We start from the raw sequence: 13,760 nt of genomic DNA on the forward strand, positions 1-13,760 counted from the left end.
CACCTGTTCCGGCAGATCAGCACAACAACCGGCGCTGGCTCTCCCCGGACTGCTGCCCGGTGTCGGTGCGAGCCTGGTTGTAGTAGTTCTCCCGGCCTTCCCGGTCACACGGACCGGCGCCGGTCACCGACCCGTTGACCAGCCGGGCCGAGCCGTAGCCGATATTGGGGTCCGGCCAGAAGGAGATGTCCGCGAAAAGCCAGGACTGGAGGTCGACGTTGTCCCCGCAGCCACCGCGGTTGACCTGCCCCTTGACGAATCCGAACTCCTGGTAAGGCGCATTGGCGGACACGCCGCAAGCCTGCGCCTCAGCCGACCAACCAGGCGCGACCGACACGGCCAGGCCGCCCACGGTAAGCCCGAGAACCCCGATCCAGCCCAGCGCCTTCCGCGACGCGAAAGACCTGGACAGCGAACGTAGTGCCATTTTTCCGGTGCCCCCTCCGAAAATTCACCCAAGCGGGTTAACGGCGAAGAGGTAAGAAGCCGTAGCACGCGGCACATGCCGAGACGCGACACAGCAGATCAATCGCGCACGCGCCCCTCATCGCGCCGCGAGTGGCCTTTCACCCCCCACCCCAGTACGTCAATCACTGAACCAGCACGCCGCGAATCTGTCAATTGTCCTCTTTAGACCCCACTCGCCCCCACGCCCGCAGAAGTCCCCACCGCCCACCGGATTGCGCCACCCACCGGTAGGTCGACCCGTGATCACGAGCGATATCGACCGACGTGGAATAGCGATCTTCGACGCGCAGGGTCCACATCGGACTCCACGCAGGTAAGAGGTATCCCGAGCTTCTCGCCCGCGCTGATGATCTGCCGGCCAGGACGCGGACGTCCCGCGCGATGATCGCGGCGGCGACAGCCGGTCGTGGCGCGTCGGGCACCTCGCTGGTCACCGACGCGACCCCTTCGCGGCCTCCGCCCTCGACCCCGGGCGGGCGCGCCCGGCCGTTTCGCATCCTCCGGCGGGTGGCGTCCCCACCGGCGAAGTGTCTTCCCCGCCCGCGCGGGTGGTCCGCTGATCGACGCGGCGTGGATCGTGCTGCGAGCGCAAGATCGTGGAGGCCGTGCGGCAGCCCCGGGCACGGGGCGGGACTCGGGCAGCCGGTGGGCGGGAACGCCCGCCACCAGCCGCGTCACGGTCGGCCGCAGCCGGACGTGGAAAAGTACAGGCCCTGAGCGCGTTTCCGCTGCTCAGGGCCTGATTCACCCGGCGAAAGGTGAGTGCCCCCGGCAGGATTCGAACCTGCGACACACGGTTTAGGAATGCTTCTATCCGCCGTCTGCAAGGCGTCTACCTGCGTGTATAGGTCGTCATCCGTTCGCACCATGACGCCTGTGGTCACGGTTGCGCCACAGTTCGCACCACGAACCGCACCACACCCATCAAATGATCTTGCCCGGTCGCTGGACTGTCCACAGTGCACTCAAGTTGCGGGCAGCCACGTACCGGATACCTTCCGGTTGTTGGCGGAAGATCGTCGGCAGTGTCGGCAACGGCAGATTGCGGAAGGGGTGGGTTGTGGCTGAGGTGCCAGGTTTCGGTATTGAGCGGACTCTTGTCCTGCTGAAGCCCGACGCGGTCGCCCGTGGGCTCACGGGCCGCATTATTGCCCGCTTCGAGGACTCTGCTTTGAAGATTGTCGGAATCAAGATGAGACTTCTGGACGCAGAGTTCACGAAGAAGCACTACTTCGACCTGGCGGAGCGGGCAGGCGAAGAGGTCTACAGGGTCACGGCTGACTTCATGCAGAGCGGCCCGGTGATTGCACTGGTACTCGAAGGTGTAGATGCTGTGGCAGAAGTGCGTAAGTTGATCGGTGGAACCTTTCCTGGAGTGGCCGAGCCCGGCACAATCCGAGGGACGTTTGCCCATCAAACCAAGGCTTCCTCCGAAGCGGCCGGTAAGGCCGTGATGAACCTCGTTCATGCCTCCGGCAACCCTGATGAGGCTGCATACGAAGTAGCACTCTGGTTCGATGGCCCCGAGCAGTTCGACTATTCAACTCTTGTGGAAGGGTATGCATACTGATCGAGTCAGTTGCCGTGGGTGAACCGGTGAACGCTGCCGTCTTGGTCGAGGAGTTGCAGGCAGCGTTCTCGCTGGAGTTGAGAGCCGACAAGCGTGTCGCTGCTGAAACTGCCTATGCGTTGGCCTTTTGCTATCGGAACAACGATGTGTCCGGCGTCCGGAGATTCGACCTCGCGAAGGCGTGGGCAGTCGTCTCGATTGAACTACTGGACGCGCTTTCGTCAGCAGCAGTCGATGAGGTGGTAAGCACGCGAAGTTCAGTCGGTGGCGTACCGCTGCCTGAACTGCTCCACTCGGATGTTGTGCGCCAGCGCCTCTCTGATGTTTTGACGTGACTAGGTTCCCAGCTTTATGCGCGGCTCGATGCTACTGCTGTGACTGGAGTGTGCGGTTCAGGTGCTCCTGTACAGGCTCGAAGAGGCCGTAGGGAACGTACTTCGTCAGTTCATCGCTGGCTACCCATGCTAGGGAGTCGAGTTCTTCATCGTCGACGACTCGCGCGTCACCGGTAACCTGGGCGAAAGCTGCATAGATCATCTTTCGGCCAGTCTTCGGGTGAACTCGTTCGCCGAGCAGGGTTCCGCCATCCACTGTTACGCCGGTCTCTTCGTGGGCTTCTCGGGCCGCAGCCTCGACACCTGATTCGCCCGGTTCGACCTCGCCTGCCGGGAATTGCCACGAGAGACTGCCCTCTGAAACACGACGCCGGACCATGAGCACGCGGCCATTCTGCGTGATGATGGCGGCGGCGATGGACGGGCGTGAAGTATCGGGCGTTTGGTCACTCATTGGTCAACTCCTCTATAGCTTGCAATATTGGTGGGTAGATTCGTTCGGTTGGGATGAAGCGAGTCAGTCGGTCGCTTGTGGTCCAAGTGACGCTGACGTTCTCCACTACGTCCAAGTTCTGTGCATCGCCACCCAGGTACTCGCAGAGCAAGTAGTCACAGTACACGTGGGTGATGGGATGAAGTCGGCTCCCGAGGTTGCGGACGATTGCACAGTGGACGCCTGTCTCGCCGAGAGTTTCTTGGATTGCGACGGCTTCCGGCGAACTTCCTGGCTTCACCATTCCTGCGGGGAACTGCCAGAGAATGCCGCGCCCATCTTCGCCCCGACGTTGGACAATCAGGACTTCGTTGTCCTTGAGTACTACCGCTACTGCAACCCGAAGCGCATAACTCGACCCCGCGTGCGAAGTCGGTCCGGCTAGAGTTTGGTGGACGGTGGCAATCAACGCTGCGAACCTTGATCGTTCGGCCTCTGTGGCGGTCTCTAGCGTGCGGTCAAGGAGTTGCTGCATCTCCGCTCTGGGGGTAAGAGCAGGCTTCTCATGCCAGTTCGCGACCGCACGTGCGGAAACGCCCAGGCGGCTTGCAAACGATTCGTTGCTCTCGCGTAGTGCGGCCTGGAGTGCGCAGGCGGTGCGGCCGGTCCACCCTTGCGCCATGTCCATGGGTCACGCCCTCTCGAAGGCGTGACATGCAGTGGAAGTGCATTGGTGGTGCACTGGACCTGCATCAGAAGTGCATGGTTGGTTCGGGCTGCTCGGCGTTGACTTCTTGGCATGAGAAGCAGCAGCCATCAGAACCCCTCAGCGGCTCGGCCGGTTGAGATTCGACTCGACGTAGGCAAGCATTTTGGCGACGTTTTCGTTGAGCTGGTCGACTCGATCGCTCATCGCGTCCAAGCCTTCGAGCTTCTGGCGGATCTCGCGGAGCTGGTGTTCGACCACGGCCAGGCGGCCGGGGAGATCGTCCGTGCTCCGTGGTGTCGGTTCGCCCTGCCTGGGTGGCAGGTGGCCCGCGAGTACTGCGGACAGATGGCCTGCGTGCCAGTCGAGTGCAGTCGACAGCGCCTCAAGTGTTCGCCGGCTTCTTCGGCGCTGAGTGCTGTTGTTCTGGAGTTCTCCGACGATGGCCTTGGACACGCCGGACCGGTCGGTGAGTTCGCGCTGGCTGATGTCCAGTTCGGCCATGCGCTGGTTGATCGCCTGTGCGACCGCCGCCCAGTCTCCGGTCACGTGCTCCTCCGCGCTCCGCCTGAATGTCGAGCGTAGCGCGGCGCATTTCCGCTGACCTGGGAACACGCAGCATGCAGCGGTTTTGGCCTTTCGCGTGCCGAGTTGGGATGAAATCAGCCCAAATAGTCGCCTGAAATTAGACCTTCGGTCGCACGGTTAGGACCCCAACAGCCATGAATGACATGCCTGAGAACGCAAAACCGGCGTTCTACACAGTCAGGGAAGCCGCACGGATTCTCCGTGTCGCTCCATCCACGCTCTACCGAGTGATCCGCGATGGCGAGTTCCCGGCGATCCGACTGCGGACCCGTTACGTCGTACCCGCCATCGCGCTCGACAGGTTGCTTGAGCAGGCGGCCGAGACCGGCGGGTTGGTCGACCCTGCCCGGATCGCTGCCGAGCGTCGCGCGACTCGTGAGTTCGACCAGGTGACCGGCGGTGCGTCGTGGTGAACCTGCCCGATCGCTTTGAGGCGTTGGCCGCTGACCTGGATCGTTTGGCGCTGGTACCGGATGACGTTGTCTTGGAGATCGTCGTCCGGGGTGCTGAGTGCTTGTGGCTCTACGGACCGGTGGTCGAACCGGAACCCGTGCAAGACGAGTTGGTGCCGTCGGAGGTTAGGTGCCCGGCGTGGCGGGCGTGCCTGGAGTTGGAGTTGCGCACGCCAGGTCCGTACAGCGGTGGGGTGTGCAGTGGGTTGTCCGATGAGGACTTCCAAGAGCTGCACCGGATGTGGTTGGCCCGTCGTGGACGGATGGGTGGGGAGAAGGGGCCGTTGACATGACGGTCGAGCTGAACGCCACCCATGTGTTGGCGGGTGTGGGTGCGCTGGTGGTCTTGGTGATCGTTTGGCGTGGTGGTTCGCGTCGTGCCAAGGCCACGAGGGATGCGGCACGGTCAGGCGCTGGCCTGTTGTTGACCGGGCGGGTGCTGGCAATGGCCGCAGGCATCGTGGGTGCGCAGTGGATCGTGATCATCTATGGCCAGGAGTCCACCTGGTTGTGGGTGGCGTTGGGGCTGCCTGCGCTGTTCGCGGCCTACGCCCTTGCCCGGGCGCTGACCGTGACGGCAGTGTCCAACACAGGTCGCAGGGGTGGTCGACGGTGAACACCCCGAAGGGTGTGGGAAGGGTGGTCGCCTTCGGGCAGCCACCCGCCACCCACGCGGACGACGTGAAGCGGTTGGCGCGGGAGGCCGCTACAGCGGCGGTGCTGCGTGAGCACCAGGCGCGGCCGGACGTGGTGGCGTTCAGGGTCGAACGGGTGCGGACTCAGGTCGACCGGCTGTGCTGGGCCGGCATCGTCCTTGGGCTTGGGTTCACGATGACTAACGTTCAGCACTTCGCGGCCGGAGACTCGGTGGCTTGGTCGCTGCCGTGGTTGGCCGCGTGGTTGCTCGATCCGACGGTGTCGCTCGTGCTGTTGGCGATCCTGCGGGCGGAACAGGTGACGGCCCGGTATCAGGTGCGGACAGGACCGTGGGTGCGTCGGGCGAAGTGGTTCACGCTGGCGGCCACGTACGTCATGAACACCTGGGCGTCGTACGCGGCCGGGTCGCTGTCCGGGATCGTTCTGCACTCCGTGCCGCCGCTGGTCGTGTTCGTGGCTGCGGAAGCGGTCACTGATCTGCGGGACAAGCTGACGGAAGCTGTGGCCGCAGCGTTCACCGAGGCAGGCCCGGAGGAGCCGCAGGAAGTTGCGGAGGTGCCGAGGGTAAGCGGACAGGTTCATGAACGACCACGCTCCAAGGCCACCAGGCGGGTACCGGCCCGCAGCCGGACGTCGTTCGCTGAGTACTTGGAAGCTGCGCGCTCCGCGTGGGCACCTTCGGTCGAGGTGACCCCAGCGTGGGTCCGTGAGGTCACTGGCTGCTCACGTGGCCTGTCTTCTCGCCTGGCGTCCACGTTGGCTCGTCAGGTGGATAACGGCGGGGGTGAGCCGTGAGCGAGTCGGGAGAGGCCGAGCGCGCCTCGTGGCCGGTGCCGGTGACGTCGGGAGGGGTGGCGAACGCCGTTCTTGAGGGTGAACTCGTGAACGACCTACCGGCACGTTCACAGACTGGGAGGTGGGCGCGTGCCATGGGTTGGTGGACCCGTTCACCGCGTGTGCCAGCGGCGTTGAAGTCGCGGCGAGCTGCTGGCCGGGCGACCAAGGATCTGATCGTAGGTGCGGCACGTTCTCCGTTCCGGCTTCTGAGGGCTGTCGTCCGTGGGTTGATGGTTGCGCTCCGGTGGTGGCGGTCGTGGGTGCGAGTAGCCGATTACCGCCAGGCCGCCGAGGCATCCGAGAAGTTGGCGGACAAATTCCGTGACATCCGGGAGCTGACCTTGTTCCGGTGGAAGGTCACTGGAGCCACCGGCACTGGTACCGGCGTGGTGGTGTCCATGCTCGATCTCGTGTACGGGCATCAGGTGCTGTGGTTCGCGGGTGGTGTCGCGGCTGTCGGGTTGGCGGTACTTGGCCGCCGCAAGGACGGTTCGCCTGGTCGAAAGGCGGTGCTGGCCGGCCCGCGCGCGCTCACGTGGACGATGGACCCGCAGGTGCTCGTGGACGCGTTCCGGGACGCGAAGCTGATCGGGAAGGACGAGGTCCTGCGACTGGTCGAGCGGACGACCAGGCAGGGGGACGGCTGGGCGGTGACGGTCGACCTACCGGCGACGCGGAAGGCGACCGACGTAGTCAAGAACCGTGAGGCGTTGGCCTCTGCGTTGGCCGTCGATGAGGTCCAGCTCATCGTTGAACGGGTACGTGGGCGCGGTGGCCACGCTGGACGAGTCGCGCTGTGGGTGGCCGACGATGACCCGTACGGCGCTGCTCCGCAGCGGACACCACTGCTGACAGCGCAGCGTTGGGATGCGTGGCAGCCGGTGCCGTTCGGGCGTGATGCACGTCAGCGCCCAGTGGACCTGCCGTTGGTGTGGACGTCGTTGCTCGTAGGCGCGATTCCGAGGCAGGGCAAGACTTTCGCTGCTCGCCTGGCGGTTGCGGGGCTGATCCTCGACCCGTTCACCCGGCTGTACATCGCGGACTTCAAGGCCGGTAAGGACTGGTACGCCTCGGGACAGGTTGCGCACCGGTTCATGTCCGGCGACGAACCCGAACACGTCTTGGCGCTTGTGGACTGGTTGGTGGAACTGGTCGGTGAGGTCCAAGGCAGATATCGACGGATGCAGGAGTTGGACGACGAGGTCTGTCCGGAGTCGAAGATCACGCCGAGCATGGCCCGTGATCCGAACCTGGACATGCCGGTGACAGCCGTTGTCATTGATGAGGTGCAGGTACCTCTGGAAGATCGGACGGCGTTGGAGGTCCAAGGCAAGCGGATCACGGCGGGGGAGTACGTGGGCGAGTTGCTGACCTGGCTTGCCCGCAAGGGGCCTGCCGCCGGCATCGTGCTTGTGCTCGCTACCCAGCGCCCGGACAGCAAGACCATCCCCAGTGGCCTGCGGGCTGTGATGGGCTCCCGCTTCGCCCTGCGCGTCATGGACTGGAGGGACAGCAACATCGTCCTGGGCGAACAGATGAACACGCGAGGCTACGACAGCAGCCGACTGTTGGCCTCTCACAAGGGGGTTGGCATCCTCCGCCCTGACGGGGAAAGCGCCGCCGGCTCCGATGTGCTCGCGACGACCGTGCGCACCTACTACATGCCGAACGAGGATTGGCGCGTGATCTGTCGCCGAGGCCGGGCACTTCGTCAGGCAGAAGGGACCCTCACCGGGAACGCGGCCGGCTACGCAACTCTGCCCGTGATCGACCGTACGACGGCGGCGCGGGTGATCGGTGCGGTAGCCGAACGGGCAGCGGAACCAGAGTTGCCCGAACCACTGGCATCCGTCGTGGCCTACCTCGGAGAGGATCTTCAGCCCGGTGGACGTGACTTCGTCCCGACCTCAGAACTGGTCGCGGAGTTGGATGCAGAGGTGACCGCGTTCGGCTTGCAGATGGGCGAACTGGGATGCAGGCCAACACGTGACCGGGTGACGACGGAGGTAGGCGTCAGGCAGGTGCGCGGCTACCTCGTGGCCGAGATTCGAGAGGCAGTCACGAGGTACCGGACGACCCCGGACGTAGCTGTCGAGGATGATCGTTGACCCGTCACCGCACCCGTCCCATCGACTCCGACCCGTCACACCGGGTGTGACAACCTTGAAGTTGGGTTCTACCTGCGGGAACGTCCTATTGTGACGGGTGTGACGGGTGACGGGTAGCCCGTCTCACGGGGGCTTGAAACTCGTGTGGGCCGCACCTCTGAGCGAGGTGTGGCCCACACGAAGCCGTCACGGCACCGGCCGGCGTGCTCACGTCATCAGGAGCGCCAACTGCTCACCGGCCATCAACGCCTCACACTTGGCCATCGGCGACAACCACGACACCTCGCGGCCCTCGATCACCGATGGTGGCAGCGGCACCGTGGAACCGATCGGTAGCACCTCCTCACCGCTCAACCCGCGCGATGAGGACAGCAGGAACACGGCTTGGTGCTCGAAGGCCGGAACCGTCACGACCGGCGTCGGGTCAGCCTGGAACGCCTCGCGCAGGACGATGCGTTGCGCGCGTTTCAACTCCAGCGCCACGGCAACCAGGTTCGCCGCAGTCACAACCAGAGTCGAACGCATCAGTCGACTGGGCAGCACCGGCCACCATCGACGCACCGACTCCTCATCGTTGACAGCCATGTCCGCCGGGCACAACGCCAACGACTCGCGCTCACGGCCGAACACCGGGTCCATGTAGTTGTCGTTGTGCCACAGGGCACCGGGGACCACAGGCCACCCACGCTCGACACAGGCCAGCGCGCACTCCAGCCCGCTGGTCATCGGGGCACCCCGGTCGAGTTGTCACCCGAGCTATCGACCCACACCACGCGGGCGGTGACGTCTGGGGCCATGAAGTAGCGCAAGGCACTGTCCGGTGACTGCACCCCCATGCGGAGCGTGCCTTCGACGGTGACCACCTCCGCGTGGTCCGGGAACGCCAAGCCCCACGCACCCACATGGGCATCCTCGCGCTCCCCGAACTCCTCTACGACTGCGAACAACCGAGGCGGATCGTCCGTCAGCAGTTCCCGAATCAACACCTCGAACTCTGCCTCGGAGAACGGGGGTGAACCGTCGGGCTCGGGCATCTCATCGGCGATTACCGATGTCATGGTTGCCTTCCTTCCTATTTGGACAGACTTCGGGCGGCCTGTATCAGCCACGAACTAGGACGAGTTGGGCTCACCTGGAGGTTGAGTTCGGCTGCTGCGGCTCCGGGCGCGTCTACGCAACGTCACGCCGAGCCTGATCAACCGACCGCCGATCCGTTCTTCGTCAGCCGGGGTGAACGTCCGATCAGGCCAGCGATTGCCTGCGGCGAGGGAAGCGACGAGGTAGTTCGTCAAGTCGGTGTTGGCTTCGATCAGTTCGGCCGCGAAGCCGGAAGCATCGTCCGTGTCCACCGTGATCCCCTTCGGCTGTGAGCAGCGGGGCTACGCAACGACCTCGCCGATAACGATCACTTCGGAGCCGATGCGTCGGATCGCCTGCTGCACAACGGCCTGAGCAGGTTTCTCGCTCGGGAAGTGGTCGAGATCGAGCACCACAACGCCGTATGAGCCGGCGAGAGTGAGGACGTCCAGCAGGCCGCCAAGGCCCGGACGCTTCGCCTGATCGGCCCGAACTCCTCGATCGGTGAACGTCCCACCGAGCAGGTAACCGTTGTCGGCGCAGAACTGTGCCAACCGCCCGTGTTGGTCGGACAACAGGTCTTCGTCTGGCACTGAGGCGCTGACGTAGCCGTACACCACCACAATCGGTGAGTCGGGCGACGTTGTCGGATGATCTATAGAGCCTGCCGTCGTGGTCACATCAACTCCCTAGGTCTGGGGAGGTCGTTGGCGGTGCGCGATCACGTAGCAGTGCCCACCACCAGCAGTGCGGATGGCCACCTGCTTGGTGGCCTGTGTCAGAATGAAATCAAGTCTGATATTGATCCGGCTGCGGTGACCAGGACAGGGACACGCCACGGAGACGCCACGGAGGCGACACGGGCGGGCAGGGAGGCTTGGTGATGTACGGGACGAGTGCCGCGAACTCGCTCGGCCGCACGGTGTTGGAGCAACAGATCCGTGCGCGTCGGATGACCTTCGAGGAGTTCGCAGAGTATGCGGAAGAGTTCTCGCGACAGCATCAGCAGTCCGGCACGCTGAGCGTGCGGAACCTTCAGCGGTTGGTGGCGGGCCGTTTCAAGGACGGTAGGCCGGTTCGCGTTCTGCCGGCTACGGCGCGACTGTTGGAGAGCATCTTTCGGATGAACATCAACGATTTGCTGTCCCCGCCCATTCCGGAACAGTCGGGTGAAGGGCATACATTGCGAGTGGCCATTGCCGTAGTTCTCAGGGGCACGGATGTGCTCGTAGTGCGACGCAGAGGAGACTCGGGAGTCGGTGCGGACACCGCTTGGCAGTTTCCGGCCGGAATGGTCAAGCCTGGAGCAACCTCGGAAGTCGTGGCCGTTCGCGAGACGATGGGGGAGACGGACGTTCAGTGCGTAGTGCGCGGCATATTGGGCAGTCGGCTGCATCCGGCAACCAATGTGCTATGTGACTACGTTCTGTGCGACTACGTCGGCGGTATCGCGAAGAACGTCGACGTGTATGAGAACGTGGACGTCGCCTGGGTGGGCAAGGTCGAGTTGGCAAGGCTGATTCCGGCCGGTCGGATCTACCCTCCAGTGTTGGATGCGCTCGAACTATCCATTGCTTGACTGTGGATCAGGCGTGTTTCGGGTGGAGTTCGACAACCTCCGCACCGTCGGCACCGGATTTTGTCGGGTCCGCCACGACCGTGCGCCTGCCTCGGCTTGCTACGACAAGCTTCTCTGACTTCAGTTCAGAAATTGCGCGGTGGGCGGTGCTGACAACCACGGCGTACCGGGCTGCGAGTTCTTTGACGGTCGGCAGTGGATCGCCCTTCCGCAGCGCTCCACATGAGATAGCACCGCGCAGATCGGCGGCGATCTGCTGATAGGGGTTGTTCGTCTCGGCCTCGATTGTTGTAGTGGTCGTTCCATCCTTGGTGATGGCGATTGGCAGATCCGGCATCCGGGCGCTCAAGTTCCCTGCGGCTCGCTGGTCGGCTTCGGACACCCAAGCCGAGTAGACCCGCAGGGTCGTTGAGCCACCGCCGCCGTGTCCTAGGCGTCCGGCCACGGTGCGCACGTCAGCGCCGCTGGAGATGAGTTCGGTGGCCGAGTAGTGCCGGAGTTCTTGGATGCTCATGTCCCAGCCGAGTTTGGCGCACATGCGGCGGTAGCGCTGCGACACGGAGTCGGGCTTGCGCCAGGTGCCATGGTCCACATCTGGTGAGAAGATCCTCCCGTCGACGCGTACCCGCTTGCCCAACTCCGCTGCGGTTTCCTCGCAGTTCCGCCGATAGGCCCTCAACAGAGTCACGGTCGCATCATCCAGTGCGATGCGCCGCTGCTGGTGGGTCTTGGTGTCCTTCTCCCAAGTCGTCTTGCCATCCTGGCCGATGCTGGTCTTGATCGAAAGAACGGCAGAGTCGAGGTCGAGGAAGTCCCATCGCAACGCGCATAGCTCTCCACGTCGCACACCGGTGACCATTGCAACCCAGAGCATCACGCCCCACGACAGGTCGCTGAACGACTTGTTGATGATCTCGGCAGCCTGCGCCGGTGTCGGTGGGTTGGGGTTGGACTGCACGGCCTTGGGGGACTCTGCCTGATCCAGAGGATTGACGCTGATCCAGTGCCAGCGGACCGCTCGTTTCAGTGCTCCGCTCAGGCACCAGTGCACTTGACGAATGGACGACGTGGCCAGCCCCTTGCACTTGTGGGGCCGGCACTTCTCGGTGCACATGTGTTCGCGCTTCACCCTGTGTTGGATGTATGGCGTGCCATCGCAGTGCGCCCGACACCTGCGGAGCGCTGCATAGAACGAGTCCAGGATTTCGCCGTCGAGTCTGCCGACCTGTAGCTCACCGAGCAGCGGTCGCACGTGGTTGTTGATGTACCCGGTGTAGCTCTTGCGGGTGTTGGTGCCGACGTCCAGCAGTTCCAAGTACCGGTCCATGAGCCGGTTGACGTTGGCCTTGGTCTTCGGATTCCGTTGCTCGTCAACCTGGTTGATGAACCTTGTGCGCACCTTCTCTGCTGTCTTCCGGGCGCTCTTGCCGGGAGGGACGGTTTCGGTCAGGTAGTGCCTGCGGCCGGACAGTGGGTCAATGCCCGCGTAGACCTTGACTCGCAGGGAGCCGCTGGGAAGTTCCTCGATCTCGCCCCGCTCGCGGGGCTTCTTGCCTGCCTTCGCGGTGCTCATGGGGCCAAGCTACGCCGGACTCGCACCACGTGTAGCCCCACGACCACGGCGGGTGATCGACCTCAGCGGCGACTAAAAGCAAGAGCCTCTGACCTGTTTTACGAGGTCAGAGGCTCTGCATCACCCGGCGAAAGGTGAGTGCCCCCGGCAGGATTCGAACCTGCGACACACGGTTTAGGAAACCGATGCTCTATCCCCTGAGCTACGAGGGCGCTCCGGGGAGACTACCGGGTCCGGCGCGCCGGGGGTGGGGTGGGTGGGTTACCTGGTGGGCGGGTGTGGTTGCGGTGCGTCGCTTTTTCGGGGTGGGTGGGGGGTTGGGTTTGCGCTGTTGGGGGAAGTGGTGTGGGTCACCTTCACACTCGTTGGGGGTTCGGGTAGTGAGGGAGGCACCTGTCCCGAACTCGGCGGAAGACTTTCCATGAGCGGTAGACCTTGGCCGGACTTCCGGCCCGGACCCCTGGGTGCGATGGGGGCCTGGTGGCGGCGTCGGTGGGTGCGGCGGGCGGAGGAGTTCACCTTCGAGCCGCCTTCCTCGTCGCACCAGCAGGCGTTCGAGACACCCTTGCCCAGCGCCGTGTACGGGCTGGACTTCCGGGCCCGGTTCACCGTGCACTGGCGGCTGGACCTGACCACCGGCGCCCGGCACAACGTGCCGCGCAGCGCCGCCATCAACGACATCGTCCGGCGCGCCAAAGCGGTCACCGAGCGGGCCATGCTGGTGCACCACGCGCCGTTGCAGCACCAGCTCGGCGACGAGCTGGCGGCCGAGCGGCAGGTGGAGGGCACGCACGTCTGGGCGCGGGCCGAAGGGGTCGAGATCTCGGTGGACGACACCGAACTCGAGATGGCGCGCAAGCACATCGAGCTGCTCCAGACGACCACGGTCCGCCAAGCGGAACGGGACGCCGAGCGCGCGGAGATCCGGTACCTGCGCGACGAGGTGCTGACCGACCTCTCCACGGCGACCATCTGGTGGTTGCACCGCAACGGCTACCAGGTCGAGCAGGCGATCGGGCTGGCGCAGCAGCTCGCCGAACTCGTCCGGATCGCCTCGCTGCGCCGCGACCAGCACTGGGCCGAGACGCTGGTGACCAGTTTCGAGAGCGCCCTGCCGCGCCTGTCCGACGGCCACCGCACGGACCTGCGCCTGCACCTGGCCAAGGCGCTGGGCATCTACGGCGGTGCCTCGGTCGCCACGGAGTTCGCCGAGCAGGTCGGGTTGCCGCACCAGAACGGGGCCAAGCCGCTGCCCTGACGGGAGTTCCGCTGTCGGTTGGACTTCGGTCGGGGCGCGCGGTCGCACCCCCGGCCGGAGTCCACAGGGGACGGTGCGGAATGGCCACCGTTCAAAGGTTTCCGCCGAAACTTCTTCTG

General features: G+C 64.5%; 17 protein-coding genes and 1 tRNA gene. 8 read left to right on the plus strand and 10 right to left on the minus strand.

Going from position 1 to position 13,760, the window contains the following annotated elements:
• Positions 1-16: 16 nt before the first annotated feature.
• The gene (locus tag AC0HI0_RS38290; RefSeq protein ID WP_480928353.1) at positions 17-292 is read right to left on the minus strand and encodes a hypothetical protein; all 276 of its coding nucleotides are present in this window, start codon (positions 290-292) and stop codon (positions 17-19) included.
• A gap of 1,236 nt (positions 293-1,528) precedes the next feature.
• Here AC0HI0_RS38290 and AC0HI0_RS38295 point away from each other — a divergent pair.
• Positions 1,529-2,038 (plus strand): nucleoside-diphosphate kinase, encoded by a 510-nt coding sequence (locus AC0HI0_RS38295; protein ID WP_480928354.1) that lies wholly within the window; start codon positions 1,529-1,531, stop codon positions 2,036-2,038.
• Positions 2,039-2,064: 26 nt separating this feature from the next.
• Positions 2,065-2,373: a hypothetical protein gene (locus AC0HI0_RS38300; protein ID WP_480928355.1), complete on the plus strand. Its 309-nt coding sequence runs from the start codon at positions 2,065-2,067 to the stop codon at positions 2,371-2,373.
• Between the two features lie 31 nt (positions 2,374-2,404).
• On the opposite strand, the gene AC0HI0_RS38305 is transcribed toward AC0HI0_RS38300, so the two are convergent.
• From AC0HI0_RS38305 to AC0HI0_RS38315, 3 genes are all read right to left on the minus strand, one after another.
• Entirely contained in the window at positions 2,405-2,827 is a 423-nt protein-coding gene (locus tag AC0HI0_RS38305; protein ID WP_480928356.1) for an NUDIX hydrolase, read from the minus strand.
• The gene (locus AC0HI0_RS38310; protein ID WP_480928357.1) at positions 2,820-3,494 is read right to left on the minus strand and encodes an NUDIX hydrolase; all 675 of its coding nucleotides are present in this window, start codon (positions 3,492-3,494) and stop codon (positions 2,820-2,822) included. Before AC0HI0_RS38310 ends, AC0HI0_RS38305 begins: the two co-directional genes overlap by 8 nt.
• A 138-nt stretch (positions 3,495-3,632) precedes the next feature.
• A complete protein-coding gene (locus AC0HI0_RS38315) occupies positions 3,633-4,061 on the minus strand; it encodes a helix-turn-helix domain-containing protein (protein ID WP_480928358.1) in 429 nt (142 codons plus the stop codon).
• Between the two features lie 182 nt (positions 4,062-4,243).
• Here AC0HI0_RS38315 and AC0HI0_RS38320 point away from each other — a divergent pair, with 182 nt between their 5' ends.
• The 4 genes from AC0HI0_RS38320 to AC0HI0_RS38335 all read left to right on the plus strand — a co-directional run bounded on the left by AC0HI0_RS38320 (position 4,244) and on the right by AC0HI0_RS38335 (position 8,154).
• Entirely contained in the window at positions 4,244-4,513 is a 270-nt protein-coding gene (locus tag AC0HI0_RS38320; RefSeq protein ID WP_480934481.1) for a helix-turn-helix domain-containing protein, read from the plus strand.
• Positions 4,514-4,841: 328 nt separating this feature from the next.
• Positions 4,842-5,168 (plus strand): hypothetical protein, encoded by a 327-nt coding sequence (locus AC0HI0_RS38325; protein ID WP_480928359.1) that lies wholly within the window; start codon positions 4,842-4,844, stop codon positions 5,166-5,168.
• A gap of 14 nt (positions 5,169-5,182) precedes the next feature.
• Positions 5,183-6,004 (plus strand): hypothetical protein, encoded by an 822-nt coding sequence (locus tag AC0HI0_RS38330; protein ID WP_480934482.1) that lies wholly within the window; start codon positions 5,183-5,185, stop codon positions 6,002-6,004.
• A 35-nt stretch (positions 6,005-6,039) separates the two neighbouring features.
• Positions 6,040-8,154 (plus strand): cell division protein FtsK, encoded by a 2,115-nt coding sequence (locus AC0HI0_RS38335; RefSeq protein ID WP_480934483.1) that lies wholly within the window; start codon positions 6,040-6,042, stop codon positions 8,152-8,154.
• Between the two features lie 207 nt (positions 8,155-8,361).
• Here the strand turns inward: AC0HI0_RS38335 and AC0HI0_RS38340 are convergent, their stop codons facing one another.
• From AC0HI0_RS38340 to AC0HI0_RS38355, 4 genes are read right to left on the minus strand one after another with little or no spacing between them, the layout of a single operon-like run.
• A complete protein-coding gene (locus tag AC0HI0_RS38340; protein WP_480928360.1) occupies positions 8,362-8,880 on the minus strand; it encodes a bifunctional DNA primase/polymerase in 519 nt (172 codons plus the stop codon).
• Positions 8,877-9,212: a hypothetical protein gene (locus AC0HI0_RS38345; protein WP_480928361.1), complete on the minus strand. Its 336-nt coding sequence runs from the start codon at positions 9,210-9,212 to the stop codon at positions 8,877-8,879. Before AC0HI0_RS38345 ends, AC0HI0_RS38340 begins: the two co-directional genes overlap by 4 nt.
• 54 nt (positions 9,213-9,266) lie before the next feature.
• Complete coding sequence (locus AC0HI0_RS38350) at positions 9,267-9,503, minus strand: hypothetical protein (RefSeq protein WP_480928362.1); 237 nt, start codon at positions 9,501-9,503, stop codon at positions 9,267-9,269.
• 30 nt (positions 9,504-9,533) lie between these two features.
• Positions 9,534-9,911 (minus strand): recombinase family protein, encoded by a 378-nt coding sequence (locus AC0HI0_RS38355; RefSeq protein ID WP_480928363.1) that lies wholly within the window; start codon positions 9,909-9,911, stop codon positions 9,534-9,536.
• Between the two features lie 203 nt (positions 9,912-10,114).
• On the opposite strand from AC0HI0_RS38355, the gene AC0HI0_RS38360 reads away from it, so the two are divergent.
• Positions 10,115-10,810: an NUDIX hydrolase gene (locus tag AC0HI0_RS38360; RefSeq protein WP_480934484.1), complete on the plus strand. Its 696-nt coding sequence runs from the start codon at positions 10,115-10,117 to the stop codon at positions 10,808-10,810.
• Positions 10,811-10,817: 7 nt separating this feature from the next.
• Here the strand turns inward: AC0HI0_RS38360 and AC0HI0_RS38365 are convergent, their stop codons facing one another.
• On the minus strand, positions 10,818-12,383 hold the full coding sequence (locus AC0HI0_RS38365) for a tyrosine-type recombinase/integrase (RefSeq protein ID WP_480928364.1): 1,566 nt from the start codon (positions 12,381-12,383) through the stop codon (positions 10,818-10,820).
• Positions 12,384-12,522: 139 nt separating this feature from the next.
• A tRNA-Arg gene (locus tag AC0HI0_RS38370) sits at positions 12,523-12,595 on the minus strand.
• A 209-nt stretch (positions 12,596-12,804) separates the two neighbouring features.
• On the opposite strand from AC0HI0_RS38370, the gene AC0HI0_RS38375 reads away from it, so the two are divergent.
• Positions 12,805-13,641 carry a hypothetical protein gene (locus tag AC0HI0_RS38375; protein ID WP_480928365.1) on the plus strand — a complete coding sequence of 279 codons (837 nt, stop codon included), beginning with the start codon at positions 12,805-12,807 and terminating at the stop codon, positions 13,639-13,641.
• Positions 13,642-13,760: the final 119 nt, after the last annotated feature.

The organism is Saccharothrix sp. NBAS 001 (genome assembly GCF_056640475.1).

Bases quoted from the DNA above. Each gene is read 5' to 3' on its own strand.
- AC0HI0_RS38305 (WP_480928356.1), bottom strand. From the start codon at position 2,827: ATGAGTGACCAAACGCCCGATACTTCACGCCCGTCCATCGCCGCCGCC.
- AC0HI0_RS38310 (WP_480928357.1), bottom strand. From the start codon at position 3,494: ATGGACATGGCGCAAGGGTGGACCGGCCGCACCGCCTGCGCACTCCAG.
- AC0HI0_RS38320 (WP_480934481.1), top strand. From the start codon at position 4,244: ATGCCTGAGAACGCAAAACCGGCGTTCTACACAGTCAGGGAAGCCGCA.
- AC0HI0_RS38325 (WP_480928359.1), top strand. From the start codon at position 4,842: ATGACGGTCGAGCTGAACGCCACCCATGTGTTGGCGGGTGTGGGTGCG.
- AC0HI0_RS38340 (WP_480928360.1), bottom strand. From the start codon at position 8,880: ATGACCAGCGGGCTGGAGTGCGCGCTGGCCTGTGTCGAGCGTGGGTGG.
- AC0HI0_RS38345 (WP_480928361.1), bottom strand. From the start codon at position 9,212: ATGACATCGGTAATCGCCGATGAGATGCCCGAGCCCGACGGTTCACCC.
- AC0HI0_RS38360 (WP_480934484.1), top strand. From the start codon at position 10,115: ATGTACGGGACGAGTGCCGCGAACTCGCTCGGCCGCACGGTGTTGGAG.
- AC0HI0_RS38365 (WP_480928364.1), bottom strand. From the start codon at position 12,383: ATGAGCACCGCGAAGGCAGGCAAGAAGCCCCGCGAGCGGGGCGAGATC.
- AC0HI0_RS38375 (WP_480928365.1), top strand. From the start codon at position 12,805: ATGAGCGGTAGACCTTGGCCGGACTTCCGGCCCGGACCCCTGGGTGCG.